This is a genomic window from Xanthomonas nasturtii (assembly GCF_023337365.3).
In the GTDB taxonomy this organism is placed as follows: Bacteria; Pseudomonadota; Gammaproteobacteria; order Xanthomonadales; family Xanthomonadaceae; genus Xanthomonas; species Xanthomonas nasturtii.
Genome location: NZ_CP142084.2, coordinates 693,816 through 719,011, shown reverse-complemented (window position 1 = coordinate 719,011; position 25,196 = coordinate 693,816). Strand labels below are relative to the sequence as shown.

The following is a 25,196-nucleotide window of genomic DNA, read 5'->3' as shown; positions in this document are numbered from 1 at the left end:
GCCGCTTGCAACGACCGGGGCGCACGGACGCTGATGCGGCATCGCTCAAGCTGCCTGGATCCGCGCCGATACGGCTGGATTGATGCAAGTGACGGCAACACGCCGGATCAGCTTGCTGAATCCAGTCGTCTCCGCGCGAAGCCTGTCGGCGTGCCGGCACCCTCGACCGGTCCCGCCCGCCACTTCGGTCGTTTACCATGCCCTACGCCACTGCCCGTTCTGGAGATGTCATGAGTTCTGCCGCGCCCCCGTGCTGCACGTCGCTGCTTGGCCTGTCGCTGAGCATGTTTGTCGCGCCATGCACGCTGACTGCCGCGCCGCTGGACACTCCTGTCGTCAACGCGCCGGCGTCCACGCCGCCCACGCCCGATGTGGCCTACCCGGAACTGTTTCAGGCCGTGCAGCGCGGCGAGCTGTTCGACGATCAGAAGCATTTCGTCGACTTCCTGCCGCTGCGCGACCCGGCGTTGATCAACGCCGACTATCTGGCCCAGCACGACCACCCCGGTTTCGACCTGCGCAAGTTCGTGGACGCCAATTTCGAAGAGTCGCCGCCGGTGCAGACCGACGCGATCCGCCAGGACACCGCGCTGCGCGAGCACATCGACCTGCTGTGGCCCAAGCTGGTGCGCAGCCAGAACCACGTGCCGCCGCACAGCAGCCTGCTGGCGCTACCGCACCCGTACGTAGTGCCGGGCGGGCGCTTCCGCGAGGTGTATTACTGGGATTCCTACTTCACCATGCTGGGCCTGGTGAAGAGCGGCGAGACCACGCTCAGCCGCCAGATGCTGGACAACTTCGCCTACCTGATCGACACCTTCGGGCATATCCCCAACGGCAACCGCACCTACTACCTCAGCCGCTCGCAACCGCCGTTCTTCTCCTACATGGTGGAGCTGCAGGCCGGCGTGGAAGGCGAGGCGGTGTATCAGCGTTACCTGCCGCAACTGCAAAAGGAATACACCTACTGGATGCAGGGCAGCGATGACCTGCAGCCCGGCCAGGCGGCGCGCCATGTGGTGCGCCTGGCCGACGGCAGTGTGCTCAACCGTTATTGGGACGAGCGCGACACCCCGCGCCCGGAAGCCTGGCTGCACGACACCCGCACCGCCGCCGAAGTCACCGATCGCCCGGCCGCCGAGGTCTACCGCGACCTGCGTGCCGGTGCGGAGAGCGGCTGGGACTACACCAGCCGCTGGCTGGCCGACGGCCAGAACCTGCGCACCATCCGCACCACTGCCATCATCCCGATCGACCTCAACAGCCTGCTCTACCACCTGGAACGCACCCTGGCCCAGGCCTGCGCGCAACCCGGCGCAGACTGCACGCGCGATTACGCCGCGCTCGCGCAGCAGCGCAAGCAGGCCCTCGACGCGCATCTGTGGAACAAGGCCGGCTACTACGCCGACTACGACTGGCAGACGCGCACGCTGAGCGACCAGGTCACCGCCGCGGCGCTGTATCCGCTGTTCGCCGGTCTGGCGTCGGACGATCACGCCAAGCGCACTGCCGGCACCGTGCGCAAAACGCTGCTGCGCCCGGGCGGCCTGGCCACCACCGCAGTGAAGACCGGCCAGCAATGGGACGAACCCAACGGCTGGGCGCCGCTGCAATGGGTGGCCGTGGACGGCCTGCGCCGCTATGGCGAAGACGCGCTGGCACGCACCATCGGCGAACGCTTCCTCGCCCAGGTACAGGCGCTGTTCGCACGCGAACACAAGCTGGTCGAAAAATACGGCCTGGAAACCGATGCAGCCGGCGGCGGCGGTGGCGAATACACCCTGCAGGACGGCTTCGGCTGGACAAATGGCGTCACCTTGATGCTGTTGAACTTGTATCCAGGCAAGGCGGCCAAGGCGGCGCCGGCAAAGCGCGTGCGCAAGCCCGAAGCGGCAACGCGCTGAATGTCTGGACCCACCCTCCTTGTAGAGAGGGTGGGAAGCAAACAGTTCGGCTATCCACCGGATGTACCCACATCAGTCTCAGGTTCTTCTGGTGTCCTTGTCAGTGGCCCCAGAGATTTTTGATTAGACGAGACTTTCAGTGGATCCCATATAGCTAGTCGATGACCCGAACCAATACCGAAAACACTAGCTGCAGATACTTTTTCTGGAATTGAGTCATTCTTTTCAGCATATTTGTCTACCGCTAGCTGCAAAAGAGATGATGCACCGGCATTGCAGTTTCCTACCTTGTCAGATTGATGAGGTGGCAGCCGCTTAAATCTTGGGGTGGATGCGACCAGATGATCACGAATCTGGGGGGTAGCTCTCGGTTTAGAGAGTTCAGAGGGGACCCCGCTTCCATCGCGACCCAGCAGCTCGTCCTGGTAAAGACGATGAAGCATGAATTGTCGCTTGGCTTCTAATAAGTCAATACTATCTACCTCACGTATTTGCTTCAGCCTAACCTTGCGCCGGATATCTTTGGGAAAGCTCTCAAACGCTCTAAGATCCCGCTCGGGTGCGGCTGGCTTTGCGGCTCGGTAATCATCGGAAATTTTTGGCCACATTTCCATCGTAGACTTGGGCAAAAGACGATATATGGAAGAAATCTCAGCATTCAGCACCAACTGATCGACTTCCCCTCCCCTGACTCGAGAATATGCATTGTAAAATTCCTCGCGACTAGCAAAGGACTCACCAGCTAGTGCAGAAATCGCTGCCCGGATAGGCTCCGACAACTTGGAGCCGACCTTCGCATTTTCCCCAGCGACAAGGCGAGCGAGCAGCTTGTCATCGAGAACAACAGGGCCACGTTTCGGATCGCCCCCAACCCCATATAAAGTTGCACCGCTTTTACGTCCCCGGTCTGGGTCACCAGCGACGACGTAACCATGCGTAGGAATCACGTAACCCCGCGTATTCCTGTTGACGTAATACACAGGAACACTACGCAGTACATCAGCACCTCTAAATTTTAGCTCCTGAAGTACTGTCTCAAAGGCTTCCCGCCTTTTTCCTTCTGGGAGCAGCGGGAACTTACCGGGATGTCGTGCATCTACCACTTGTCCATCTTCGTCGCAGCGGAAGTCGATCAAGGCTGTTTTTTCATTGACAACACGCGTAGCCCTCATCCAGCCATCGCCTAGATCGAGCATCGTTGCACCCGGCCGACCGTTTCCATCAGCCATAAATGCGACGAAAGCCTGAACGCGAGATTCGGGATCCCGCATACCCAATAAGGATTCAATCTTGTGTCCGATTTTACCGAAAACTCCAGACGCCCGAGTCCAATTGACACGCTTTTTTTCTGAATGAAGATCACATTGTTGCTCACTGCTTAATCCGCCCTTTAATTGCACCGTGCGACTTTCAGAATAGCCAGGAGATGCACGTCTGGGAGCAGTACCTAGACCTTCAAAATGAGATTTGTCAGGATTTAAATCCTTGCCAGGAAGGCCTTCGGCTGAGGAAGAAGATGCATCGCTAACAATACCTTCAGTAGCATTGGAAAAATCCATAGACCTCTGAGGGCTATTTCTAATATCCATAATATATTGCCTAAGTTATTAACCCGATAATTAAAATTGTTGTGATCCCGGCGTCCCCCCGTCCTGAGTAGCGGCCGGGTCTAGAGTCCGGGGTTGATGATATCGGTGTTGGCCAGCTGTTGGGCATACGCGGACGGGGTCATGCCGCCAATTGCTTTCTTGGGTCGCTCCTCGTTGTATTCGCGTCGCCAGCGCTCGATCTCGGTGCGTGCGTGCAGCAGTGTCGGGAACCAGTGCTCGTTGAGGCATTCATCGCGCAACCGGCTGTTGAACGATTCGACATAGGCGTTCTGATTCGGCTTGCCGGGTTGGATGAGTCGCAACTGCACGCCACGCGCATGCGCCCAGGCCACCATTGCCTTGCCGCAGAACTCCTTGCCGTTGTCGGTGCGGATCACCTGCGGCAAGCCGCGGCTGATGGCCAGCCGCTCCAGCACACGCGTCACGCCATGGCCCGAGATTGCACGCTCCACCTCGATGGCGACCGCTTCGTGTGTGGCGTCGTCCACGATCACCAGGCACTTGATCGCCCGGCCGTCGGCGGTGCGGTCGAACACAAAGTCCATCGACCACACCTGGTTTGCCTGCAATGGCCGCAGCAGCGGCTGACGCTCGCCCACTGACACTTTCTTGCGCTTGCGGCGGCGGACCTGCAGCTGCTGCTCGCGGTACAAGCGCTCCACACGCTTGTAGTTCACCAGGCGTCCTTCCTGGCGCAGCTTGAGATAGATCATCCCCACGCCGTAGCGCTTGTGGCGATGCGCCAGTTCCACGATGCGCTCGCGTAGCGCAACGTTGCGGTCCTCGCGCGGGCAATAGCGCAGCGCACTGGCGCTCATGCCGATCGCGGCCAACGCGCAACGCTCGCTGGCCCCTCGCCCCATCCACTCGCGCACCAGCGCACGACGCGCCGGTGCGCTCACCATTTTTTTTGCAGTGCCTCCTTGATCAGATCGTTCTGGAACACCTGCTCGGCGAGCAGCTTCTTCAGGCGCGTGTTCTCTGCCTCCAGGTCCTTGAGTCGCTTGGCATCGGGCACGCTCATCCCGCCAAACTTGCTGCGCCACAGGTAGTAGGAGGCCTCGCTGAAGCCATGGCGCCGGCACAGGTCCTTGATCGCCACGCCGCTTTCGGCCTCACGCAGAAAGCCGATGACCTGCTCGTCAGTAAAACGCTTCTTCACGTCCAATCTCCTTCGGGTAGGGAATTGGACTCCAAACTGCGGCGCTACTCAAAATCGGGGGGACGCCGATCCGCGTAATAATAGATCAGCGAATAAAGAATAAATCTCCCACGTAGAAATGTGCCATTGCATGCGCAAATTCATCAACTTGAGCGAACGTACTCGGCTCTGCGCCGTCGAGATGGCCTGCATTCTTTGCGTCGGAGTCTACGAACGCAGGCGCCTCATCGAACCGCCGCGTATCATGCGCACTCTTTCACTCCAGGACGGACCCATGGCCGTACGCACGCTCAACGAATTTCTCGCCCATTCCAAGGAAAAGGACGTCAGCCCCGATCCGTTCGAACTGGAAAACCCGCACCTGCTGGAAGTGCGCCTCAACGGCATGGCGTGGTCCAAGGCCGGCGCCATGGTGGCGCGCACCGGCAACGTCAAGTTCACCCGCGAGGGACTGCTGGAGCAGGGCCTGGGCAATCTGCTGAAAAAAGCCGTCAGCGGCGAAGGCATGCAGCTGATGAAGGCCGAAGGCCAGGGCCGCGTGTATCTGGCCGACCTCGGCAAGCTGGTCACGCTGCTGCGCTTGAATGGCGAGGCGATCTTCGTCAACGGCAACGACGTGCTGGCGTTCGAGTCGGGCGTCGAGCACAAGATCAGCATGATGCGCAAAGTGGCCGGCATGCTGTCCGGCGGCCTGTTCAACGTGCGCCTGAGCGGCCACGGCATCGTGGCGATCACCTCGCATTACGAGCCGCTGACCCTGCCGGTCACCGCTGCCAGCGGCCCGGTGTTCACCGACCCCAACGCCACCGTCGCCTGGTCGGGCACGCTGACCCCGGAGCTGGTCACCGACGTGTCGATCGGCACGCTGTTCGGCCGCGGCTCGGGCGAAAGCCTGCAGATGCGCTTTGCCGGCGAAGGCTGGGTGGTGGTGCAGCCCTACGAAGAAGCCAGTTTTCAGGCCAAGGGCTGATGCTGTCGTGCCCGGCTGCGCGCTGCGTGGCCGGGCAACTGACTGGCACCGACGTCATGCGCAAAGCTGCGTACATGGTTTGCCGAACCTGAAGTCCTGGCGCGTCGGTTCCGTCGAATCTGCTTGGCTGCTCTGCTTGACCAGGTCCGCACCTGCGCGCCTCACACCCACCCGCGCTTGCGAAACCATGCCAGCGGAATCACCACGCTCAGCGCGATCACGCCCAGCGCCCAGAAGTAGGCATCATGTGCCTTGAGCTCGGGCATGTAGGCGAAGTTCATGCCCCAGATGCCGACCAGCACGGTGGGCGGGATGCCGACCACCGACGCCACCGCCATCACCTTCATCACGTTGTTCTGGTCCATGTTGATCATGCCCAGCACGCTGTCGAGCAGGAACTCGATGCGGTCGTCCATGTGCTGCTGGAATTCGCTCAAGGTGGTCAGGTCCTTGTGCAGCAGGGTGATGCGTTTGGCCGCATCGGCGCCGAACCAGTCCGGCGTGGCGCCATCCAGATAGGTGACCAGACGCAGCAGGCCGTGCCCGGCGTTGTGCAGGCCGCCGAGCTGGCGACCCATGCCGCCGACCTGGTGCAGCATGCGTTCCAGATCCTTGGTCTTGTGCGGGTTGTCGAACACCAGCCGCGTGGTGTCGGTGACCGCCGCTTCGAGCGCTTCCAGGCGGTCTGCCAGCCGCCCGACCAATTGGTCGAACATGCGCAGCAACAGGTCGTCCGAACTATGGCAGGGCTCGTGCTCCAGGCGCGCGGCCAATGCCTCCAGCGAGCCGATGCGCTGCTCGCGCTGGGTCACCAGCATGGTCGGCGACAGCGCAAACCCCAGCGGCGCGGTGGGGCCGTCGTCATCCTGGAACCGCGGCACATTGAGAAACAGCACATCGCCCTGGCGGCGCACCCGGCTGCTGAATTCGATCTCGCCAATCGCCGCGCGATCGGGCAACGCAAAGCCGACTTTTTCGGCAGCTTGCGCCAGCTCCTGCGGGCTCGGCCGGCACAGGTCCACCCAGCAGCCCTGCGCGTGGTGAGTTCCGGCAATCGGGTGGATCGTGATCATGCGGCAGGCCGTGGCGATGGATGGCGGCGAGCATCCGGCCCCGCTCCATCGCCGTCAACGCCACCCCACACGCACGCTCAGCTGCCAGTGGCCTTCATCGTGGCGCCGTGCAGCCGCGGTGCGGCCAGGCGGTAAGGGGCCGCTGCGCAGCGACCGAACCTGCTAGCCCTTCGGCAGTGCACGTGCCGGTGCGTGCGCTGGCAACGCAGTGCCGCTCGGGCACTGCCGGCATGCCGGAGCGCGCCGGCAGTGCCACGCCTCTGGCTCAGGCGCGCGCCTGCCGCCCCTTCACCGCATACCCGATCGCCAGGATCAGGAACCACACCGGGCTGGCCAGCAACGCCTGCCGCGTGTCGGCCTGCAAGGTCAGCAGCACGATGACGAAGGCGAAGAACGCCAGGCACACGTAACACATCAACACACCACCCGGCAGCTTGAACTGCGAGGCGGCGTGCTGCTCTGGCCGCTTGCGGCGATAGGCGATGTAGGCGCACAGGATCAGCGACCACACGAACATGAAGAGTACCGCCGACAACGTGGTGACCAGCGTAAATGCAGTGACAAGGTTGGGGATCAGGTACACCAGCATCGCGCCCAGCAGCAGGCACACGCAGGAGAACAGCAACCCGCGTGCCGGCACTGCCGCACGCGAGAGCTTGGCAAAGCCCTTCGGTGCATGCTGTTCTTCGGCCAGGCCGTAGAGCATGCGGCTGGTGGAGAAGATGCCGCTATTTGCCGACGAGGTGGCCGAGGTCAGCACCACGAAGTTGATCAGGCTTGCCGCGGCCGGCACGCCGGCCAGCACGAACAGCTCCACGAACGGGCTCTTGTCGGCCACCACCTGCCGCCACGGCGTTACCGCCATGATTGCGATCAGGGCAAGCACATAGAAGATCAGGATCCGCACCGGAATCGAATTGATCGCCTTGGGCAGGTTACGGCGCGGGTCGGCGGTTTCTGCAGCGGTGGTACCGACCAGTTCGATGCCGACGAAGGCGAACACTGCAATCTGGAAGCCGGCAAAGAACCCGCCGATGCCCATCGGGAACATGCCGCCGTCGTTCCACAGATTCGACAGCGAGGCCACGTTGCCCGACGGCGAACGGAAGCCCCAGGCCACCAGGCCGGCGCCGGTGATGATCAACGCGGCGATGGCGACGATCTTGATCAGCGCAAACCAGAATTCCATCTCGCCAAACAGCTTCACCGTGACCAGATTCAATGCAAGCAGCAACAGCACGCAGGCGATGGCTGGTATCCACGGCGCCAATCCGGGAAACCAGAACTGCGCGTAGGCCGCAATGGCGATGACATCTGCAATGGCGGTGATGATCCAGCAGAACCAGTACGTCCACCCGCAGAAAAACCCGGCCCACGGCCCGAGCAGATCGGTGGAGAAATCGATGAACGACTTGTACTCCAGGTTGGACAGCAGCAGCTCGCCCATTGCGCGCATCACGAAGAACAACATCGCGCCGATGATGAGATAGACGAACAGGATCGATGGCCCGGCCAGGCTGATCGTCTTGCCCGAGCCCATGAACAGGCCGGTGCCGATCGCCCCGCCAATGGCGATCAGCTGCAGATGGCGATTGGACAGGCTGCGTTGCAGATGAGCGGGCGCGGACGGGTCGGACATGGGCACGGCACCTGCAAGTGAACAAGCCGTCAAAAATACGAGATTGCGGCAGCGCGCACCAGGGGGCGCATTGCGACAGCCACCAAGCGCTGGATGCGCCCGCATACGCTTGGCGCGGTGCCCCATCGTGGTGCGTTGGTAGCCGTACGCCGTCCTCTGTCTCGCCACGCTGGGATGGGCGCGTTTGCGCCGCGGTCGTTGGGCGCAATGACTGTCCATTGCAAGCAAAGCGCACCTGCCGGCGTGCAGATTGTGCGTACGCGCAAACAGCGGCATGTGTGCTGCTTGGCCTGCAGCGCCCGATACACGGGCACCACGCGACCGTGTGCAGGTGATCGCTCCGATAGCGGAGCACCGCATGACGCGCTGCCCCACAACACGCACTGCAGCGCCGCATGTAGCGCGCCACGAATGCAGCCTGCTCGTCAGATGGCACGCATGCCGCGCGCAAACAGCGACCCCCATTCCAGTGCGGCCGCCTGCATCAGCCAAGCGCCACGCTCCTGCCCGCTTCCTTGACTGCGCGCACGGACCGCGGGGGGCGTTTGCTGGTCTCCTGCGCGGGCCCTTCCCACAGGAGACTCCCATGCAATCCCATTCTCGCCTGCTGCTCGTGCTGGCGCTGCTGGCACCCGTCACCGCGCTGGCCGTGCAGGTCGGTGCACACGGACGCATCGTCGACACGCGCGGCCAGACGCTGCAGATCCGCGGCGTCACCTGGCCCGGCTTCGATCGCGCAACGCATGTGGCCGCCGGCTTGCAAGGCAACACGCTGCAGCAGCTGTTGGATCAACTGCAGGCCGCCGACATCAACGCGCTGCGCCTGCCGGTCTGTGCAGCGACACTGCAGGCCACCAAGGTAGCCGCCACCGATGTTGCCGGCGAGCCAACGCTGCGCGGGCTGAATTCCGTGCAGGTGCTCGACGCCGTCGTACGCGCCAGCACCCAACGCGGCATGCAGGTGATGTTCGCCTTCGCCGATGCCGGTTGCGACGACAGCGCGCCGCAGCTGAGCACGCAGCAACAGGTCTGGATCGACGGCCTCACCACGCTCGCGCGCCGCTATGGCAAGACCGCCGGCGTCATCGGTCTCGACCTGGGCAGCAGCGGGTATCGCAACGCCACGTGGGCAGGTACCGCTGCGGAGGCGGACTGGAATCGCGTTGCCACGCGCGCGGCAACGGCGGTATTGCAACAGGCGCCAGGCTGGATGATCGGCGTGGAAGGTGTGGGCAACAACGCGGTGTGCAGCGACTCGGCGCGCAAGGCCGCCGGCAGCAATCTGCAGCCGCTTGCCTGCGTGCCGCCGCGCATTCCCGCCGCGCATCTGGTGCTGATGCCCAAGCTGGCAGGGCCGGACCGCGATGCGGCCGATGCGTTTGCAGCCAACGATTTCGCCAGCGCATTGCCTGCCACCTGGCAACGCGACTTCGGTCAGTTCGCAGCCGATCGCGCTGTGGTGCCGGTCAGCATCGGTGGTGGCCTGGGCGATGGCGACCCGCGTGACCCGGCGTGGCAGCACGCATTGAGCAGCTATCTGGCCACCAACGGCATGCGCAGTGCCTTTCTCGGTAGTTGGGAAGTGGGCAACGCCAACAACGGCGGCCTGCTCGCCCGCGATGGCACACCGCGCGCAGACAAACTGCAGGTGCTGCAGCAGGCCTGGGGCATCTCGGCAGCCACCGCTGCGACAGCGGCCGCGAAGACGGCGCGCACGGCCGATGCCAGCAAGGCCAGCACCTGGAACAGGACCTTCAGCGGCACTGCAACCTATACCGGCTCCGGCTATTCCGGCGGCGCGCTGTTACTGGATCCGATCCCGAGCACCGCGTTCATCACTGCGCTCAACCCCACGCAATTGAACTTCGGCGGCGTCAAGGCTGCACTGGCAGGCGCATATCTGGAAGTGACCGGCCCCAAGGGCAAGACCACCGTATACGTCACCGACCTCTACCCCGAAGGCGCATCCGGTGGGCTGGACCTGTCGCACAATGCCTTCGCGGCAATTGGCAACATGGTGGACGGGCGCATCCCGATCAGCTGGAAAGTGGTGCGCGCGCCGATCACCGGCAACGTGCAATACCGCATCAAGGAAGGCAGCTCGCGCTGGTGGGCGGCGATCCAGGTGCGCAATCATGCTTACCCGGTGGTCAAGTTTGAAGTGAAACAGGGCAGCACGTGGAAGAGCCTGCAGAAGATGGACTACAACCATTTCCTTGGCGAACAACTCGGCAACCAACCCTTGTCCATCCGCATCACCGACATTCGCGGCAAGGTCATCGCCGACACGATTCCCGCATTGCCGGAAGACGGCAGCAAACCGGCATATTTCGAGCCGGGGCATGTGCAGTTTCCATGAGCCGGCTACAGGCTATTTCAGGCATGTTGCCGCCCAGACGCTTTTCAAAGATGGAAACTCAAAGATGGAAACCCTCTAGGAGTTAGCAAGAAGACTTTCCACGTTTGAAAACATCCTGCGAACAACTTGGGGACAACCAGTCTCCTCACAAAGCGCGGCGCCTAGTGCACTGAATCCGAGGAATCGGATGTGATGCGTCGAGTTGGATCAGCGAAGGTCCATTTCAGCGGTTTTGGGTTTTTGTTGTACTGGCGGATGTAGCGCATGAGCTTCTTATCGAGGTCTTTGACTGAGGAGAAAACCCCGCGTGTGATGACATCACGCTGGATGCGGGCGAACCAGTTCTCGACCTGGTTCAGCCATGACGAGTAGGTGGGGGTGTAGTGCATATGAACGCGGGGGTACTCGGCCAGGAACGCATGCACGAGCGGCGTCTTGTGGCTGCTGACGTTATCGCAGATGACATGGATGTCCCGGCCGTTGGACTGACTGGCGACAACCTCTTCGAGGAAGGTCACGAACTGCTCGCTGGTGTGACGAGCTGCCGTTTTGCCCAGCACTTCGCCAGTGCCCGTATTGAGCGCGGCGAACAGGCTCAGTGTGCCATTACGCTTGTATTCGAATCCGTGGCTTTGCGCGCGTCCGGGTGCCAATGCAAGCATCCGGTCCTTGCGGTCCAGCGCCTGGATCGCGGTCTTTTCGTCCACGCAGAAGACCACCGCGTGCGCAGGCGGGTCCAGGTACAGGCCGATCACGTCTGCGGCCTTGGTCTCAAACTCCGGGTCGTTGGAGACCATGTGGGTGTCCAACCGATGCGGACGCACGCCGTGTTTGCGCCAAATGCGCTGGACGGCCGAGAACGACACATTGCCCAGCTCGGCAGCCAGCTTGCGACTGCTCCAGTGCGTCGAACCGTCCTTGGGCTTGTGCTTGAGCGTGCGGTTGAGCACACGCGCTTCCAGCTTGGCCGTCGGTATCTTCGGCGCACGCCCAGGATGCACCGACACCAGCCCGGCCAGTCCTTGCGCCTCAAACGCCGCCGTCCACTTCGAGACGAATGCGTCGTTGCAGGCAAGCTTAGTGCGTATGTGGACTCGACGTTCTCCATCGCTCCAAAGCACAACACACCGCGCGCGGCGCACCAAAGCGGCGTTGCCGTGACGCTTGCGCATCACCGCCTCCAATTCAGCACGCTGTTGGATCGTCAACTTCGTTCTTTGCATGACACACTACCTGGGGATCATGCATCCGATTTCAATGATTCAGTGGACTAGGGTGTCGATCAGCCTGTCGCTGGCCTGATCACGCCGACTACCTCGACCTCGGCGCCAAGCGCGCGCAGCGTGATCACTACCCGATCCAGCGCCGCCACCGCGCTGATGTCCCACAAGTGCGCGCAGGTCAGATCGATCAGCACGGTCGGCGGCGTGCCCGGGAAATCGAAGCCGGCCACGAACTGCCCGGCCGATGCAAAGAACAGCTAGCCGCGCACCGCGTACACGTGTATCCCGTCGTCACGCTCGCTGGCCTGCTCCTGCACATGCGCGCAACCGTGATCATCACCGCCACCAACGCCGCCATCGGAATCTGGCGCACCCAGGCCGCGCCATACACCACCATCCGCAGGACGACGCCGGCCACCAGGCACGACAAGCGCCCGCGTCCGCCCGAGCGCACGTTGATCACCGATTGCCCGATCGTCGCGCAGCCGGCCATGCCACCGAAGCAAATGGAGCAACTGGCCAGCATGTTCGCCAGTCCCTGGCCTGCACATTCGCCGACGCATGAGCACAGCCAACGCGCAGGCCGCTGGTAGATGTGTGTTGGCATCGCATGGCGCCGCTGTCGATGAGTAGCTGCACGCGCCGCGAGCGCATGGCGTTGCCGACTACACGGTCTGCACGCAGTGGACGTGTCGAGCCACCACGCGCCATGTCGCCTCAACCGCGACCGGCAGCGCGTGGCTCAGTCATCGCCGACCACCCGCTCGCCCATCAGCTCGCGCTCGCGCTTTTCCAGCTCCTCGGCATAGCGCTTGCGCACGAATCCTTCCGACAGCACGCCCAGCACCTTGCGTTGGGTGTCGATCACCGCAAGCTCGTCGGCCTGCGTGGCGTCGAAGACCTTCATGACCGCCACGATGTCGGTGTCTGCCAGCAACGCCGCATCGCGGTGCCTGGCGTAGTCGCTCACCGGCGCATCGACCTGCACGTTGTCCGCGTACAGCACCGCCAACGGCACCACACCGGCGTAATGGCCGGCGGCGTCTTCCAGCACCACGCGCTGCGTGGACCCCAACGGGAACCGCCGGCGAAATTCACTGACGGTGATGTCGTGCGCAGTGTGGTTGGCGTCCTTGCGCATCATCTTGCCGGCCGACAGATTGCGCACCCACCCCACGTCACGTGCGCTGCGGATGTTTTCGCCACGCAGATGCAGGCGCCAGGTGGAGAACGAATAGCCAAACACCTGGCGCACCACGGTATTGGCCACCAGCACCGCCACCATGACCGCGCTCGCCAGCACAAAGTCGTGCGTGCCTTCCAGGATCAGCATGGCCATCGTCATCGGCGCGCCGACAATGGCCGCCGCCAACGCGGCCATGCCCACCAACGAGGCACTGGTGATGTCCACCGCCGCCGCGCCGACCAGCAGGTTCAGGAACACCGCAAACAGGCTGCCCACCAACGAGCCCATGAACAACGAGGCGAAGAACAACCCGCCTCGGAAGCCGAAACCCAGCGAGATGCCCGACGCAATGCATTTGAGCACCAGCAAACCGGCCAACACCTGCAGCGTGCTGCTGCTGGTCAGGTCCAGATGCAGGGCGCCATGTCCCGACGACAGCACTTGCGGCGAGTACATCGCCAATGGAATCAGCAGCAATCCACCCACCACCGGGCGGCCCCAGATCGGCAGCGCGAACCGCCCCACGGCGCGTTCGATACCGGCCACCAGGCGCATCACTGCGATGCCGATCAACGCACAGGTCAGCCCCAGCGCGATGTAGATCGCATAGTCGCGCGGCTGCAATTGATAGGCCACCGCAGCCGGCAAGGAATACGGCGCGGCACCGAGCGCGTTGGCCATGAACGCGCCGGCCAGCGCCGCCGCCGCCACCGGCGCAAGCGCCGAGGGCGTATAGGCCCCGATCACGATCTCGAACGCGTAGAACGCCCCTGCCAGCGGTGCCCCGAACGCGCCGGCGATCGCGCCGGCCGCACCGGCACCGACCAGCGTGCGCATGTCGGCACGGCGTACCCGCAGGACACGGCCCAGATGCGAACCGGCGCCCGCGCCCATCTGCGTATAGGTCGCTTCCAGTCCTACCGATGCACCAAAGCCGTTGGACAGCAGCGTCTGTACCGCAACGATCAGGTTGTCGCGCATGGACATGCGCCCGCCGTGCAAGGCATTGGCTTCCACCGCATCCACCAGCGGCCGCTTGCGCCGCCGCGCCAGCAATGCAACCAGGCCGACCAGCAAGCCGCCCAGCGGCAACACCAACAACTGGGTGGCGATGATCGATTCGGCGGTACTGAGCCGCTCACCCGGCACAAGCCCATACAACCAGGCCTGCATGCCGTGCGCGATACCGGACTGCAGCACCATCAAGGCCGCGGCGATCAACCCTACCAGCGCCGCCAACCCGATGAACCACAGGTCGTTGGCGCGTAGCTGCCGGCGCAGCCAGTCCACCGGTTGGCGTACCGGCGCGCTGGGGGAATGCGGTGTCTGCATGGGGTCGTGAGAATGTGGCTGCATGACAGGAGTGATCGCTGGATCAGCGCGTCGGCCACGCCGACGCCAGCTGCCGCACCAGTGTGCACCCGCGTCGCTGACCCAAGGCACGCTACGCTTGATGCATCGGTATGTCGACTCCCCTTGATTCAGTGCCAGCTAAAGCTAGATGTCTGCGGTTGATGTTGATCACGGAACTCGGCGTGCGTTAGCCCGCCCAGACTGTCGTGGGGTATCTGGTGGTTGTAGTCGGCCAGCCAGTGTTCGGTCTGTTCGCGAACCTCGCTCTTTGCCGGGGTAGCCGCGCCAGGCCGCGATGCGTTCCAAGGTGCCGATGACGCGGGCGGCCGGAAGATTCAAGTGCACTTCGATCGCCAGGGCTTCCCGGCTGAAGTCGTCAATGACATTGAACGTGCGGAAGCGTCGACCATCCCACAGCACATTGGACATGAAGTCGATCGACCATCCAGCATTGGGTCGATCACCGCATGCCAGCGGCTGCGGATGACGGGTCGGGGCCCGGTGCCTGCTGCGACACCGTTGATTGAGCTTCATCATGCAATACACACGCCAGACCCTTTTGTGATTCCACACGTGTCCGCGACGGCAGATGATCTGAAAGAGCTTTCCAACGCCACGCTCGGGAAAGCGCTCGGCCAATGCGGACAGCAGCGCAATGACCTCCTCGTCGCGATCGGGACGGCGCCGATAGCGCGCCGGCTGGCAACAGCAGCGCAAACAGCATCCATTCGGCAGTACGCATGCGTCAGATGCACGTCTGCTGAAATCGTGCCAACTGCTGGGCAGCGCGTGTGCGCTAAGTAAATCCATGCAGCATTGGGGCGACTGGATAAGAGAACGCGAAGCCGAACAGTGCCCAATCGTTGAGCACATGGGCGCCAGTGGAGACCCACAGATTGCGTGTCACCACGTAAGCCAGAGAAAGCACCAGCCGCGCGGTGCCGATGATGACCAGGCACTGCAGCAGATCCCACTGATAGGTGGGCAGGTGCGCCAGTGCGAAGGGCAAGGCTGACAGCAGCCATGCGCAGAGTACCGCGTAGCTGCGGCGCATCCGCATGCGGGTTGTGAGCCATTGCAGAAGCGCAAGCAACGGCAGGATGGTAAGCAGCTCCTCGCCCAGCAGCTGCGGCACCATCATCCCGAACGCCATGACGCGCGTCGAGACATCGGCATTGCCCAGCTGTGCAAACATGGGATTGGAGGATGCGTGGTGCAGTCCGGAAAAGGCGAGCGCAACCAAGATGGTAATGACCAGATTCAGTACGGCGATTGCGATCATCCACAGAACATCGCGAACATGGAGCCGGTGAAACAGTGCCGTCACCGCACGTCTGCTGATCAATGCCATCGCGGCCAACGGCACGAGGCAAAAAAGCAGTGCATGGACCCAGCTCCCGGCGACGGAATCACTGGACGGCCATGGCATGCTCAGCAGTGCGAACGCAATGCACAACGCACTCAAGATGAGTAACCACTGCAACGCAGAGATCGGGATCGGCTGCCGATTATAAAAAGGAAAGTCGGGTCGGGTGAGGCCGGAGCGTGTATCCATTTGCGAATGCCCTGTGCTGACAGCTGCATTCAAGCACGTTTTCTCTGCGCTTTTTGTTTACGAAGACCATCGCGTCGCCAACTGCAGGATCCCTGCAAAGGTTCAGTTCGCTTTGAGCTGATCTTGCCGAGACGACAACGCGCTCATCATGCGACAGGACGGACGCTACCGGGGTGGGCAACGATGCGCACATCTTGTTGCTGGAACCATGGTACAGATCGCTTGCGTGTGTGCGCAGGTTGCCGTTATCTCAATCGTTTGCCGGCAAACGCATGCGCCAACTGGTTATCCGATTTATTGCTGCTGCCGCCTCTTTTGGACTTGATCGACAAGTGGACTTGTTCGAAAAGCTGTTAGGCGAGTTTAGATATATCTTGCATCATGTTGTAATACCCACCATTCCTCGCACGGAGCTCTCACGCATGAAACGTTCGACCCTCTGGCGTAGTGCCTCAGCCATTTCCTTCGCAGGCCTGTCTGCAATGATGGCTTTTCCGGCATCAGCGGATGTTGCCGGGCGCACCGACTTTGACCTCATCTGTTCGGGCAGTGGAGAACATCTGGCCAGCCACGATACGTCTGGCTACGAATGGGACCGCAACAAGCACAAGTACGTCCAGCACGACGGCGTCCAGTACAGCCGCGAACAAATGCAGGCGACATTCCAGATCGAGATCCACGATGGAGCGGGGCGGATCAGGCCACCCAAAAGCATGGCTCCACCGCTTTCAAGCACAAGCAACGGCGGCTGGTGGCAGTTACATGACCTGAGCATCACGCCGGACCGCATCCAGGGCTCGTTCAAGTTCAATGGCATGAATGTGCCGAAGATCTCGATCGACCGGCACAGTGGCTTTATGACGATGAGGGGCTCGGAAACGTTCGAAGGGACGTGTAGCGCGGTCGAGCCTGATCGTAATCGCTTCTGATACTGAGTTCCGGCGGAACAGCCATGGACCGTGGAGGGGCCCGGCGACCACTCGCCTGGCCCACTGCGTGAGTTTTAGAGTTGGCTGGTGACAGCTTCAAGCATTTACGCCGACGAGTGCAGCGACAGCAGCTTATCGCTGGCGCCCCAGTCGCGTAAACGACTGTACGGTGCCGTCGTCGTGCACCAGGCAACCATATCGGCCGTCTGGATAATTGATGATGAGTTCGGTCAGATCCTGATTCACTGCCACCCTCGTCACTTCCTCTCCATCGGCGCGTGCGCGCGTATTGCAGGCGCTCATCAGATCGGTGCGCCTGCCGCCCGTATCCTGTCGCCATGAATTTCTGGCACCGCTGTCTCGGGAGACATTACGAAACTCGGCGCGACAACCGTCCTTGACCCAGATGGAATGCCGGTTCACGTCCCAGTTGTCGCCACGCACGCAGCGGGTCTTGCTGATTTGTCGGGAGACGATTACTTCTCCACGCGTGTCCATCGCGCATTCGTGCTGCTTGCGATCCTCCGAGGCACAGGTCACGGTAGCAGCCGCCGAATTTTCGGAGTAGCGCTGTGATGATGTGCGCTGGTCGCGTGGCTGCACCTCTCGCGCCGATGCCCGGACCGAGCACACCCCGTTGTCATTACCGGGTCCGGTATACGACATCTGGGTGCCCCCGTCTGGGGTTCTGTTGATGGACAGCGTCAGGCCCCTGCCATCGCTCGCTTCGTAGTAATCGTCATTGAATCGCTTCAAGCGTGTTTCGCGGCCGTTGATGTATACCGGTCCGCCCTGGTCCGCGTGGACCTCCACGCCACCTGGACAGGTTCCGTTGAACTGCTGGATCGCCGCCGAAGCGGGTGCAAGCGAGATCGCACCTGCTAAAGAGACGACACCGACGGCGATGAATTTTTTCATTGCGTTCTCCTTGGTGATTTTCGTACACGATCAGGCAACGTGGTTACATGAAAAGAGTCAGTCACATGTTCCTATGACACGGACCTCGGGATAGACGCGTTCGGCTGCCGATGCGAAGACGCGATGGTCAGAGTGTGGTACGCGGCTGTGGTGGATAGACTTCTGCTGCGGCATGCGCCAGACCGATGCCGCGTGCGGTCAGCGTCTCGTAGATACGTCCGACCAGCAGGCTGCGGATGGTGCCGGCATTGTCGTATTCCAGTGTCCAGACGCGCACGATGAACTCCATCGCCACGTTGCCAAGGCCGTCGAACAGCACAATCGGCAGTGGTGCTGCAGCAACGCCCTCGGTGGTGCGCGCCACGTCGGTCAGCAGGGCTTCTACCTCCTTGGGCGCGCTGCCGTAGGCCACTGCAATACGCACTTCCAGCCGGCGGCTACGATCGAAGAGCGTCCAGTTGACGAGTTGCTGGGAGATCATTTGACCATTGGGCACCACGACGCTGGCACCGTCGAACGTCGACAGCCGGGTCGCGCGCATGCCGATGTCGCGCACCCGGCCTGTGGTTCCACCGACCTCGACCACGTCGCCGGGCTGAAATGGCCGCTCGAAGATCAGCACCAGGCCAGAGACGAAGTTGTTGACCACGTTCTGCAGGCCCAAGCCGATGCCGACACCCAATGCACCAAGCACGAAGGTCAGCTGGCTGGTCTTGAAGCCGGCCGCCGACAGCGCTCCAATCAGGCCGAGCATCAATACCGTGTAATAGCTCAACGAGGCGATGCTGTTGGCGACACCATGCGGCAATGACATGCGCGACAACACCTCGCCATCGAGCACCAGGCGTACCGTCCTGGCGAGCCAGAACGCGATCGCCACGCTGAGCGCGAACAGCAAGACATGCCCCAGGCTCACGCGCAGATCTCCAAGCGCCCAGCTGTGGTCGAGCAACGCCGATAACGCGTCGCTGACAGGAGTCAGCACACGGAAGCGGTCCAATGCGTAGACGACCCAACCTGCGACTGAGGCGGCAGTGAGCAGCTTGAGCAATACCTGCACGGCGGGGTCTGCATGCTCGCGTGCCAGCCGGAAGCGCGAAACGCCGGGGCGCTTCAGCAGCAGCTGGACCCAGGTTGCCAGGACGGTCATGCCGGCGGCGAGCAGCAGGGCGAAGTACACGCTGTCGATGACGCCGCCGGTCAGTGTCTCGGCCAGCGACACGTTGCCGAACGCATTGGCCACCAAAGCCGCTGCCAGCAGGATCCCACCGACATGCACCGCGGCACGCAGTGCCTTGCCGAGGCGCCCGTTCTGCGCTTCGTGGCCATGACGGTGTGCACGCCACAGCAGCCAGCCCGCTGCGGCCAGACCGAGCAGTGTCAGTGAAAGAATGTAGAGGCGATAAGCAGCCGGGCTGGACAGGAACGCAAAACCCAACCGCAGCAGCAGGAACAACGCACTGGCCAGATACGGCGCTATCCCCAGCAGGCGTCGGTGCGAGATGGGCAGCAACCGTATCACCGGGACGACCGCAATCACCAGCGCCAGCTGATGAGTGAGCATCGGCGCATCGGGCTGGAAGGCGAACACGCCGATGACCAGAAGCAGCAACCAGCACGAGAGAGGGCGTGAGAGCACGCTCGCTTCCGTCCGGCTGATCTGCCCACACCGGATTGGTCCGCGACTGCGCCAGGCGAGCCAAAGCAAAAGCGGGAGCGAACAGCTCAGCAGTGTCTGCAAGGCGCGCCGGCCGGCCATCGCATCGCTCTGGACATACTCACCGGCAAAGCGTGATTCGATCTCCAGGCCACTACGAACAGTATCGCCGGTGCCGACGACCGATATGGTGCTGGCGGGACTCAGTTGCCACAGTGGCGGCCCATCGATGCGCAGCAGGCGCGTGTCGTACGCCGCGATCGCCTCTGCGACCCGGCGCTGCGCGCTTTCGATGCGCGCGTCCACCGCATTGCCGCGTCTGCCGAGCGCGATCAACCGAGCCAGCGGATCCGATACTCCCGCTTCGGCCTGGGCCAGGTCGACCACGACCTCGTCCACCCGTTGACGTAGCGCACTAGGCAACTCCTGCCCGGTTGCCGCGGTCGCCACCCAGGCCTCGCGGCGAGACGCCAGTCCTGCCGCGTCGCTGGCCCGATGTGTGGTGGCAAGAACCAGGTCCGTCCGCCAGCGTGCCAGTTGACGTGCCTGGAAACGCCAGTGACGCGACAAGCTTTCCAGGCGCGGAATCGGCAGCATCCGCATTTGGGCAAAGGTCATACGCCAGAACGGATCCTCGACCGCGGCCTCGATCGTTGCCAGCCGACGGGCAAAAGAGGCCGCCGGTGTGCCTGACCCCGCATTCGCCTCGCTGGCGCGTTCGGCCAGGCGCTGATCCGCGTCGGCCAGTGACGGGATGTCGGCGACATCGATCGTCGTCGGCGCGCTGTTTATAACCGGCGGCATGGATGCGGCAGCACCGGTCGGAGTGATGGCGGCGGCGACATGCCATGTGTGCGCGGTCACCGGCTGCGCCAGCATGAAACTTGCCAGGGCGGCGCATGCGAAGCGGAGGGCAGACACCATGGCGTTCCGGGAACCAGGCGGGTAGGTCTCGGCAGACTATCAGCAGCCACATGCGGAGGGATCGCTCGAGTCCGGTTCTGCATTGATTTTTCCGTTGCAGGAAGCCGGGCTATGCAGAGGCAAGGATCTTGTAGGCGCAAAGAAATGATACGCCCAGGGTTCCGTAGACACTCAAGACCCGCGTTGCGCGTAGCGCCGTTCAAGCTCTACAGGGGACAGGTCGCCAGTTGAACCGTGGTGGCGTTTGGGGTTGTAGAACATCTCGATGTAGTCGAACACCTCGGCGCGTGCGGCGTCCTTTGCGGGATAGACCCGTCGCCTGATCCGCTCGCGTTTGAGTAGGCCGAAGAAGCTCTCAACCGGGGCGTTGTCGTGGCAGTTACCGCGCCGACTCATGCTGCACACCAAGCCATGAGACGTCAGGAAACTCTGCCAATCATGGCTGGTGTAGACCGATCCTTGATCCGAGTGAATCAGGCAGCCGGAGGCGGGTTTGCGCCGCCACACTGCCGATAACAGGGCCTGCACGACCAACTCGGTATCGGCCCGGTCGCGCATCGCCCAGCCGACGACCTGCCGGGAAAACAGATCGATCACCACAGCCAGGTACATCCAGCCTGCATGCGTGCGGATGAAGGTGAAATCGCTCGCCCAGATCGTATCCGGCTCGGTCACGTCGAACTGCCGATCAAGCAGGTTGGCGGCTGCGGCACACGCGGTCCCGCCATGGAAGCGGGGTTTGCGACCATAGCCCACCTGCGCACGCAACCCTTCCGCGCGCATCAACCGATGCACGCGATGGCGACTGCAACGCTCACCCAGATCGCGTAGCTCTGTGCTGACCTTGCGATGCCCATAGACACTGCCGCTGGCCAGCCAGTGGTGCTTGATCAGCCCCAGCAGGCGTTCGTCTTCCTTGGCGCGCTCACTGGTGGGCGTCTTTCGCCAGGCGTAATACCCCGCACGATTTACCCGCAACACGCGGCACATCGCGCACAGCCTGAATTCCCCGCGATGGGCGTGCATGAAGGCGTACTTTGCCTTTACCCCCTGGCAAAGTACGCTGCGGCCTTTTTTAGGATGTCGCGCTCCTCGGTGATGCGGCGCAACTCGGCCTTCAGGCGCCGAACCTCGGCACTGTGATCCACCTCGGCGCGCTGCACGACGCCGGGCTTGCCGAACTTGCGCAGCCAGGCGTACAGGCTGTGCGTTGTTACACCCAGCCGCTCGGCGACTGCTGCCACCTTGAACCCGCGATCGGTCACTTGCCGACCGCCTCGATCTTGAACTCATCCGTATACCGCTTGCTGCTCATGGGACACCTCCGAATTAGCCATTTTCCATGGCCTTGAGATGTCTAGGAAACCCTGGGCATATCACTGCGTTGTACATGCTTCAAATGAGATTGCCAGCGCTCCAACGCCTACAGCGCATCTTTGCGGCCAGGCACTTCCGACGTCGTCATCGCGATGGCATGTGGCGAATCTCGGCTATCAACCCTGCGGACTTTCGATCCCCAAGCACCGTACTTAAGTCCGACCTAGCAACCCACGCATCTCCAGCCACTCCATGAATTGGCCGAACCAGTGATCGCTTGTCGTTCCATTGGGACGCAGATCGAAACCATGTCCGCCTCGCTCATACACATGCAGCTCTGCAGATGCTCCTGCTTTGCGCCAAGCGGTGTAGAGCAAGATGGGATCGTCGCGCTGATAATCATCGTCGGCGGCACCGGCAACGAACGCCGGAGGAGCATCCGACGGCACCGGGGTGCGTAGGCCGCCATAAATCAGGCCCACAAAATCCGGGCGCGTTGCATTAGGCCCGATAGCCAGATCGGCCGCGAGGTAAGCACCGCTTGAGAATCCGACGACACCGATCCGCATGGGATCGATGCCCCACTCGCGAGCACGTTGCCGAACGATTGCCATGGCCTGTTCACCGTCCTGGATCGCCTTCGGCTCACCAGCGAAGGGAGGCATCTCAAGGGGTTCCCCGGATTTGGCGCGTGACATGACAAGTTCCATCTCTTGCATGTGGACCTCAGGAATGCGCATCGGCCCATCCCCGCTGCGAATGGTGCGGTGCTTCAACACAAAGGCCGTAATGCCACGTTCGACCAACGCCCGCGCCACCTCCGTGCCGCCGTGCGTGTAACCGAGTGCGACAAACCCGCCTCCCGGCACGACGATCATCGCGGTGCCGTTTGCACGGTCAGGAGCGGGACGGAACATTTCCAGCGTCGGCTCGCTGACGTCGTAGATCAACGTCTCGCCCGTCTCCAGCGTGTCGCGCAGCTCGGGCACGCTCAGCGATTCGTTGGTGCCTGCGGCGTAAAGCGGAATGATCACTCCTCCACTTGCCGGCGTCTGTGCGGCCGCCGCAGTGGAAATCCATCCCGATGCCAGCATCAGGCCCGCCCCGGCGAGCCAGCGCGTCGAAGAGCGCATCATCACAGGTCCATCGTGAGAGTGGCATAGGCCGAGCGCGGCTGACTGGGCGCCACGACTGGATAACCCATATAGGAATACGGATCCCAGGCCTTGCGCCCCGTCAAGTTGACCAATGAGAGTCCCAGCGTGAAGCGACCCAGGTCGTAGGACGCCTGTGCATCGAGCACGGCGTAACCGGGCACGGCGATGGTATTGGGCAACGTGAGTTCCCGCGCGCTGACCGCGGTCGCACCCGCCCCAAGGGAAAGCCCCTTTGCCGGCCCATTCAACCATCGGTAACGAGCCGCGATCCGCCCGCTGTTGTCAGGCACCCGCGCAACGCGATCGCCAGGCGAAATACCGTTGTCTTGGGCATCTGTATGGGCGAAATTGGCCAACAGCGAGAACGCCGGAGTTGGCTCCCACACCATATCCACTTCCACACCACGTGCGCGTTGGCGACCACTCTGGACGGAAAAGCCCACGTTGCCCGGGTCGGCCACCGCGACGTCCTCACGCGTCTGCCGGAACACTGCGAAGGTGCCCGACAAACCGCTGCCTGGCGAAAACAGCTTTAAGCCGCCTTCGACATTGGTGGAGGTCTCCGGCTCGGGTGTCGCAAGCCCCATGAATCCGAACGGCGCGCGAAACGCAGTGGAGTAACCTGCAAACAAGGCAACACCTGGAACCACGTCATAGGTTGCGCCGAACTGGGGAGACAGATGGGTATAGGTCTTGTCGTTGGCAACGCCGATATTGCTGTTCTCCACGAACGTGAGCGAGGTCAGGCGTAGCGCGCCGGTGAGGTGCAGGCGACCGTAGGTCGCTTGATCCTGGACGTAGCCGGCGAAGGTCGTGAAGCGGTCGTCGGTATAGGAGTTGACGGGAAGCTGTGCCGTATAGCTCAGATCGTAGCGGGGATTGGCGAGGTTGATGGTGCCCGAGGGACTATCGCTGAGGAACAGCCCCATTCCGCTGTAGAAGCTGGTCCAGTCGTAGTTAACGCCAGCCAGCAGCGTGTGCGTGCCGCCCAGCATTTCGTGCTTGGCCTGCAGGTTGGCATCGAGTGTCGCTTCCTTGGTGCGGTTGACCATCGAGATCGGGAAGACATCGTAGTCCGGTGGTGTGGTCTGCGTTGCGGCAAGACCGGGAAACACGAAGCTGCCACTTTCATCGACTTTGCCGCGGAAGTAGCGGGCCGTTACGTTCAACGTGACGCGGTCGGAGAACGCATGGCGCAAGGATGCCGTGGCCATCCGGCTGTCGTTGCTGGTCAGCGGCTGGCCATTGGGGGAGCCCGGAAAGGCATCGCGATCCAGACGTCCGGCCAGTGCCGCATCGGCGGGCAGGCCGGAATATTCCAGTGAGCGGCGCCGATTGAATTGGCCTTGCAGCAGCAACTCAGTATCGGGGCTCAGCTGGAACAGAAGGCTGGGCTGGATAGACCAGCGCTCGCCATGGACCTTATCGATCCAGCTGTCGTTCTTCTGGTATTCGGCGCTGATCCTGGCGGCGATAGTGGGGGAAAGCGGCACATTGATGTCGGCATAGGGATTGAAGGTAGAAAAACTGCCTGCGCGGACGGCCATATAGCCACGTGACGCCGTGGGGTCTGGTCGCTCGCTTTCGATGTTGATGATGCCCCCTAAGGGAGTGCCAAGCCCGCCGCCATACAGCGTTGCACTCGGCCCCTTCAGCACGCTGATGCTGGAAATGCCCACCATGCCGGTGGGATCGTAGGCTTGCTGGTTGCCCGCAAACAGCGGCAATCCGTCCAGATACACCTCCGCCGGAAAGCCGCGAACGATGGGTGGGATGAACAGGTTCTCGTCCGAACGCGTCGGCGTGACCCCGGAGACATTGACCAGTGCCTCGCCCAATGTGCGTCGATCCTGCTCTTGCAGCAGGGTGCTGGTGATGACCTGCACAGATCGCGGCACTTCGATCAGCGGCGTGTCGGTGCGGGTGGCAGCGGCGTTCGTGGAGCTCGTATAGCGGCCACGTCTGGCAGTGACCTCGACCGGCTTGAGCGTCCAGCTTGGTGTGGCCTCGGTGTCGCCCTGTTCCGTTTGCGCGACGGCATCCTCGGCATACGCCGCAGGCAGTGAGCATGCAATCGCCACCAGGATCGCGGCGTTCAACATCGTCGTACGGGTCATGGCAGGTCTCGATTTATAGATGGCATAGGAGTCGACAGGAAGGTCGTGAGCCAGCAGGCTGGCGCGGTGAGGCTGCACCCGATTGGTGAGCGACCACCGCGCTGACGTGCTTCGCAACGGGTCCGCGCAGCGTCACGACCAAG

General features: G+C 62.4%; 15 protein-coding genes and 3 pseudogenes. 4 read left to right on the top strand and 14 right to left on the bottom strand.

The window, feature by feature from the left end; all coding sequences use genetic code 11:
• Positions 1 to 230: 230 nt before the first annotated feature.
• Positions 231 to 1,904 carry an alpha,alpha-trehalase TreA gene (treA, locus tag M3O59_RS03055; RefSeq protein WP_116905082.1) on the top strand — a complete coding sequence of 558 codons (1,674 nt, stop codon included), beginning with the start codon at positions 231 to 233 and terminating at the stop codon, positions 1,902 to 1,904.
• A gap of 50 nt (positions 1,905 to 1,954) precedes the next feature.
• On the opposite strand, the gene M3O59_RS03050 is transcribed toward treA, so the two are convergent.
• Positions 1,955 to 3,463: a type III effector gene (locus M3O59_RS03050; protein WP_220375927.1), complete on the bottom strand. Its 1,509-nt coding sequence runs from the start codon at positions 3,461 to 3,463 to the stop codon at positions 1,955 to 1,957.
• 110 nt (positions 3,464 to 3,573) lie between these two features.
• Positions 3,574 to 4,676 (bottom strand): IS3 family transposase gene (locus M3O59_RS03045; protein WP_249050105.1). Its coding sequence is split into 2 segments (ribosomal slippage): positions 3,574 to 4,427 and positions 4,427 to 4,676, totalling 1,104 coding nucleotides; the frame shifts between segments, so codons are not numbered across the junction.
• A gap of 274 nt (positions 4,677 to 4,950) precedes the next feature.
• On the opposite strand from M3O59_RS03045, the gene M3O59_RS03040 reads away from it, so the two are divergent.
• Positions 4,951 to 5,646, top strand: coding sequence for an AIM24 family protein (locus tag M3O59_RS03040; protein ID WP_064632448.1), 696 nt, complete (start codon positions 4,951 to 4,953; stop codon positions 5,644 to 5,646).
• Between the two features lie 161 nt (positions 5,647 to 5,807).
• Here the strand turns inward: M3O59_RS03040 and M3O59_RS03035 are convergent, their stop codons facing one another.
• The gene (locus M3O59_RS03035; protein WP_116906985.1) at positions 5,808 to 6,719 is read right to left on the bottom strand and encodes a CorA family divalent cation transporter; all 912 of its coding nucleotides are present in this window, start codon (positions 6,717 to 6,719) and stop codon (positions 5,808 to 5,810) included.
• Positions 6,720 to 6,984: 265 nt separating this feature from the next.
• On the bottom strand, positions 6,985 to 8,358 hold the full coding sequence (gene cycA, locus M3O59_RS03030) for a D-serine/D-alanine/glycine transporter (protein WP_116906984.1): 1,374 nt from the start codon (positions 8,356 to 8,358) through the stop codon (positions 6,985 to 6,987).
• Positions 8,359 to 8,944: 586 nt separating this feature from the next.
• Here cycA and M3O59_RS03025 point away from each other — a divergent pair.
• A complete protein-coding gene (locus M3O59_RS03025; protein ID WP_116906983.1) occupies positions 8,945 to 10,717 on the top strand; it encodes an expansin EXLX1 family cellulose-binding protein in 1,773 nt (590 codons plus the stop codon).
• A gap of 161 nt (positions 10,718 to 10,878) precedes the next feature.
• Here M3O59_RS03025 and M3O59_RS03020 read toward each other — a convergent pair whose 3' ends face one another.
• From M3O59_RS03020 to M3O59_RS03000, 5 genes and pseudogenes are all read right to left on the bottom strand, one after another.
• Positions 10,879 to 11,889 (bottom strand): IS630 family transposase, encoded by a 1,011-nt coding sequence (locus M3O59_RS03020; RefSeq protein ID WP_082925906.1) that lies wholly within the window; start codon positions 11,887 to 11,889, stop codon positions 10,879 to 10,881.
• Positions 11,890 to 11,979: 90 nt separating this feature from the next.
• Positions 11,980 to 12,493: pseudogene (locus M3O59_RS03015) on the bottom strand (SulP family inorganic anion transporter); the annotation flags it as partial.
• A 189-nt stretch (positions 12,494 to 12,682) separates the two neighbouring features.
• A complete protein-coding gene (locus M3O59_RS03010; protein WP_116906625.1) occupies positions 12,683 to 14,458 on the bottom strand; it encodes a chloride channel protein in 1,776 nt (591 codons plus the stop codon).
• Between the two features lie 149 nt (positions 14,459 to 14,607).
• Positions 14,608 to 15,172: pseudogene (locus tag M3O59_RS03005) on the bottom strand (DDE-type integrase/transposase/recombinase); the annotation flags it as partial.
• Between the two features lie 103 nt (positions 15,173 to 15,275).
• Complete coding sequence (locus tag M3O59_RS03000) at positions 15,276 to 16,034, bottom strand: CPBP family intramembrane glutamic endopeptidase (protein WP_116906626.1); 759 nt, start codon at positions 16,032 to 16,034, stop codon at positions 15,276 to 15,278.
• Between the two features lie 422 nt (positions 16,035 to 16,456).
• Between M3O59_RS03000 and M3O59_RS02995 the strand changes: the two genes are divergently transcribed.
• Positions 16,457 to 16,963: a hypothetical protein gene (locus M3O59_RS02995; RefSeq protein ID WP_147308558.1), complete on the top strand. Its 507-nt coding sequence runs from the start codon at positions 16,457 to 16,459 to the stop codon at positions 16,961 to 16,963.
• Positions 16,964 to 17,095: 132 nt separating this feature from the next.
• Here the strand turns inward: M3O59_RS02995 and M3O59_RS02990 are convergent, their stop codons facing one another.
• The 5 genes and pseudogenes from M3O59_RS02990 to M3O59_RS02970 form a co-directional block, all read right to left on the bottom strand.
• Complete coding sequence (locus M3O59_RS02990) at positions 17,096 to 17,881, bottom strand: DUF3011 domain-containing protein (protein WP_116906628.1); 786 nt, start codon at positions 17,879 to 17,881, stop codon at positions 17,096 to 17,098.
• Between the two features lie 127 nt (positions 17,882 to 18,008).
• Positions 18,009 to 20,462: a mechanosensitive ion channel family protein gene (locus M3O59_RS02985; RefSeq protein WP_082925811.1), complete on the bottom strand. Its 2,454-nt coding sequence runs from the start codon at positions 20,460 to 20,462 to the stop codon at positions 18,009 to 18,011.
• Positions 20,463 to 20,633: 171 nt separating this feature from the next.
• Positions 20,634 to 21,777, bottom strand: a pseudogene (locus M3O59_RS02980) (IS3 family transposase).
• Between the two features lie 214 nt (positions 21,778 to 21,991).
• Positions 21,992 to 22,915, bottom strand: a complete 924-nt coding sequence (locus tag M3O59_RS02975) for an alpha/beta hydrolase (protein WP_249047119.1) — start codon at positions 22,913 to 22,915, stop codon at positions 21,992 to 21,994.
• Entirely contained in the window at positions 22,915 to 25,053 is a 2,139-nt protein-coding gene (locus tag M3O59_RS02970; RefSeq protein WP_116906629.1) for a TonB-dependent siderophore receptor, read from the bottom strand. Before M3O59_RS02970 ends, M3O59_RS02975 begins: the two co-directional genes overlap by 1 nt.
• Positions 25,054 to 25,196: the final 143 nt, after the last annotated feature.

Bases quoted from the DNA above. Each gene is read 5' to 3' on its own strand.
- M3O59_RS02970 (WP_116906629.1), bottom strand. From the start codon at position 25,053: ATGACCCGTACGACGATGTTGAACGCCGCGATCCTGGTGGCGATTGCA.
- M3O59_RS03020 (WP_082925906.1), bottom strand. From the start codon at position 11,889: ATGCGCAAGCGTCACGGCAACGCCGCTTTGGTGCGCCGCGCGCGGTGT.
- M3O59_RS02990 (WP_116906628.1), bottom strand. From the start codon at position 17,881: ATGAAAAAATTCATCGCCGTCGGTGTCGTCTCTTTAGCAGGTGCGATC.
- cycA (WP_116906984.1), bottom strand. From the start codon at position 8,358: ATGTCCGACCCGTCCGCGCCCGCTCATCTGCAACGCAGCCTGTCCAAT.
- M3O59_RS02975 (WP_249047119.1), bottom strand. From the start codon at position 22,915: ATGATGCGCTCTTCGACGCGCTGGCTCGCCGGGGCGGGCCTGATGCTG.
- M3O59_RS03040 (WP_064632448.1), top strand. From the start codon at position 4,951: ATGGCCGTACGCACGCTCAACGAATTTCTCGCCCATTCCAAGGAAAAG.
- M3O59_RS03035 (WP_116906985.1), bottom strand. From the start codon at position 6,719: ATGATCACGATCCACCCGATTGCCGGAACTCACCACGCGCAGGGCTGC.
- M3O59_RS02995 (WP_147308558.1), top strand. From the start codon at position 16,457: ATGAAACGTTCGACCCTCTGGCGTAGTGCCTCAGCCATTTCCTTCGCA.
- M3O59_RS03050 (WP_220375927.1), bottom strand. From the start codon at position 3,463: ATGGATTTTTCCAATGCTACTGAAGGTATTGTTAGCGATGCATCTTCT.
- M3O59_RS03025 (WP_116906983.1), top strand. From the start codon at position 8,945: ATGCAATCCCATTCTCGCCTGCTGCTCGTGCTGGCGCTGCTGGCACCC.
- M3O59_RS03000 (WP_116906626.1), bottom strand. From the start codon at position 16,034: ATGGATACACGCTCCGGCCTCACCCGACCCGACTTTCCTTTTTATAAT.
- treA (WP_116905082.1), top strand. From the start codon at position 231: ATGAGTTCTGCCGCGCCCCCGTGCTGCACGTCGCTGCTTGGCCTGTCG.
- M3O59_RS02985 (WP_082925811.1), bottom strand. From the start codon at position 20,462: ATGGTGTCTGCCCTCCGCTTCGCATGCGCCGCCCTGGCAAGTTTCATG.
- M3O59_RS03010 (WP_116906625.1), bottom strand. From the start codon at position 14,458: ATGCAGACACCGCATTCCCCCAGCGCGCCGGTACGCCAACCGGTGGAC.